The sequence below is a fragment of the bacterium genome (assembly GCA_023135785.1).
Classification (GTDB): Bacteria; CAIJMQ01; CAIJMQ01; order CAIJMQ01; family CAIJMQ01; genus CAZNJA01.
In genome coordinates, this window is record JAGLSL010000017.1 from 1 (window position 1) to 3,314 (window position 3,314).

Genomic DNA, 3,314 nt, shown 5'->3' on the forward strand with positions numbered 1-3,314 from the left:
GAAAAGATTATTTTTCTGCTATGGCGTCTGCGGCTAATTATGCGTGGTGCAATAGGCAAATACTTATGCATCTTGTAAGAGAAACCTTTGGAAAATTTTTCGGCAAGAAGTGGCAGGATTTGGGTATGGAACTGATATACGATGTAGCGCATAATATTGCCAAGTTAGAAAAACATAAGGTCAATGGGAAAGAAACTCTTCTTTGCGTCCATCGCAAAGGCGCAACAAGAGCTTTTCCGCCGAATCATCCTGATATCCCATTAAAATATAAAAGTATAGGTCAACCTGTTATAATTCCGGGTGATATGGGAAGGGCGTCTTATTTACTTGCCGGTACACAAAAAGCCTTTGAAGAAACATGGGGCAGTACCTGTCACGGAGCTGGAAGAACTATGAGCAGGCATAAGGCTATAAAGATTGCCAAAGGCAGGTCGATTTTTAGGGAGATGGAAGAAAAAGGCATTACAGTAAGGGCTAGGAACAAAAACACACTTGCAGAAGAAATGTCTGAAGCGTATAAAGATATAAATATGGTTGTGGATATAGTTCATAAGGCAGGGATATCGCAAAAAGTAGCAAAAATGAAACCTTTGGGTGTGATAAAGGGCTAAACTTTTTTAAAAAGTGCCGATGAGGTAAATTATGTTAAAACTGGAATATATAAGAAGTAACGCTGAAGTAGTAAAAAAAGCGATGAGAGATAGAAGTATGAAAGTAAATATAGATGAATTGCTTAAATCCGACGAAGAAAGAAGAAAACTGCTTGGCGAAGTAGAAACTCTTAAACATCAACGAAATATTCAATCGGATGATATCGGCAAGTTGATTAAAGAGGGCAAAGACGCCGAAAAATTAAAAGATGAGATGAGAGATGTCTCGGAACAAATAAAAGGACTTGATAAACAAGTCAAAGAGATAGAAGGTAAGGTTAATCCCGTTTTACTAACTATTCCTAATATCCCTCATTCTTCGGTTCCTGTTGGGAAAGACGCGAAAGACAATAAAATAGTCCGCAAATGGGGAACAATTCCTAAGTTTAATTTTTCGCCTAAAGACCATCTGCAGTTGGCTAAGAATCTAGACATTATCGATTTTGAGAGAGCTTTGAAAATTGTCGGAAGTAATTTCCCTTTATACAAAAAAACAGGCGCTTTGATAGAAAGAGCTTTAATCAACTTTATGCTGGATGTCCATACAAGAGAGCATAAATATACCGAAATTTCTCCGCCCCTTTTAGCCAACCGTTCTACTATGACAGGTACGGGACAACTGCCGAAATTGGAAGAAGATATGTATCATATCGAAAAAGAAGATTTTTTTCTTATCCCTACCGCAGAAGTACCATTGACCAATCTTCATGCAGGCGAGACATTCCGGGAAGAAGATTTACCAGTATATTATACCGGCTACACTCCCTGTTTCAGGAGAGAGGCGGGTTCTTACGGAAAAGATACGAAGGGGCTTGTCAGAGTTCATCAATTCGATAAAGTGGAAATGGTAAAATTCGTAAAACCGGAAAATTCTTTTGAAGAACTTGAATCGATGTTGAAAGATGCCGAAGATATTCTTCAAAGATTAAAATTGCCTTACCGAGTGATTTTACTCTGCACGGGCGATATGGGGTTTGCCGCGGCAAAATGTTATGATATCGAACTTTGGGCAGGCGGACTGGACAGATATTTGGAAGTATCTTCGTGCTCCAACTGCGCAGATTTTCAGGCGCAGAGAATAAACGCAAAATATAAACCCAAAGGCGGCGGAAAGCCGATATATTTACATACATTAAACGGCTCAGGCGTGGCCTTGGCAAGAACAGTTATCGCAATATTAGAAAACTACCAGCAGGAGGACGGCTCAATCCTTATCCCTGAAGTCCTGCGTCCTTATATGAACGGAAAAACGAAAATTGAGAAAACATAACCTTTTCAGATTTATCACTTTAAAAAATGGCTGAAATAAAACCTTTTAACGGATATTTTTATAATCCAAATAAGATAAAAAGTCTTTCGCAAGTGATTGCGCCTCCGTACGATGTTATTCCTATTGAGGAAAGAGAGGAATATTATGCAAGAAAGCATAATATTATCAACCTCATTCTTCCAAAAGAAACCACAAATCAGGATAAATACCAACACTCTGCTTCTATGCTAAATAAATGGTTAAGAGATGGGATTTTTATGAAAGGAGATAAATCTTCTTTCTACCTGTATCACCAGCGTTTTCTTGCTAATAATGAAAATTCATTAAGAAAAGGATTTTTTGCTCTTGTACGACTTGAGGATTTCGCGGACGGGAAAATTCTGCCGCATGAAAATACACTTTCTTCTCCAAAAGAAGATAGATTCAAGCTTTTAAACGCCACACGCACCAACCTTTCGCCAATATTTTTAATCTATTCGGATGAAAACAATGAAGTAATGAAATCGCTTGAACAAAACAAAGAAGAGTCTACTTTTGCCGATTTTGTTCCGTTGGAAAGAAAAAACTCTAAATATATTCTCAAAGGATTCCCTCATCCTTTGGGCAAAAAACATACCCTATGGAGAGTTTCCAATCCTCAAGCCAATGATAAAATTAAGGAAATAATAAAGCAAAAAACATTATACATCGCAGACGGGCACCATAGATATGAAACAGCTCTGAAATTTTGGAAAGAAAATAAGAAGGATTACAATAGATGGATTTTGGCCTATATTTCTCCTATAAAGGATGATAGTTTAAAGATTTTTCCTGCCCATCGACTATTAAAAGATTTTAGCCTGGATGATTGGAAAAAACTTAACAATAAAGCTTGTGACTTTTTCTTTATAAAAGAACTTCCCCTAAATGATATAGATAAAAGCTTTAAACTTATCCGAGAAGAAGGGCATAGTCGACACGCTTTCGGCGTAGTACATAACGATAACGGCGCAATCAAAACATTGCTCTTCGTATCCAAAAATGAAAAGAAACTATTAGGTAAAATGCAGTATCATTCTCCTGCGTGGAAGCATTTAGACGTGTCAGTATTACATTCTTTAATATTTTCCCACATCTTGGGATATGAAGAAAAAGAACTTCAAGATACTTCGCGTCTTGCCTATGAAGTTGATAGATATAAAGCTATAGACTTGGTTAAAAACGGCACTTATCAGATAGCATTTCTCCTAAATTCTACAAAGGTGGAAGAAGTAAAACTCGTAGCAAATCGGCAAGAAAGGATGCCCGGTAAAGCCACATATTTTTATCCAAAAGTTCCTACGGGCTTCTTTATTAATGTTTTTGAAAAATAAATTTTTAACACAAATTTGAAATACAGTAGATATACAATGGAT

The 3,314-nt window shown here is 37.0% G+C and carries 3 protein-coding genes; all 3 read left to right on the plus strand.

Going from position 1 to position 3,314, the window contains the following annotated elements:
* Nucleotides 1–611, plus strand: a 611-nt coding sequence (locus tag KAS42_01585; protein ID MCK4904924.1) for an RtcB family protein, incomplete at its 5' end; no start/stop codon positions are given.
* A 31-nt stretch (nt 612–642) separates the two neighbouring features.
* Nucleotides 643–1,920, plus strand: coding sequence for a serine--tRNA ligase (gene serS / locus KAS42_01590; protein MCK4904925.1), 1,278 nt, complete (start codon nt 643–645; stop codon nt 1,918–1,920).
* Between the two features lie 26 nt (nt 1,921–1,946).
* Complete coding sequence (locus KAS42_01595) at nt 1,947–3,272, plus strand: DUF1015 domain-containing protein (protein MCK4904926.1); 1,326 nt, start codon at nt 1,947–1,949, stop codon at nt 3,270–3,272.
* Nucleotides 3,273–3,314: the final 42 nt, after the last annotated feature.

Coding starts and splice junctions, on each gene's coding strand:
- serS (MCK4904925.1), top strand. CDS start 643: ATGTTAAAACTGGAATATATAAGAAGTAACGCTGAAGTAGTAAAAAAA.
- KAS42_01595 (MCK4904926.1), top strand. CDS start 1,947: ATGGCTGAAATAAAACCTTTTAACGGATATTTTTATAATCCAAATAAG.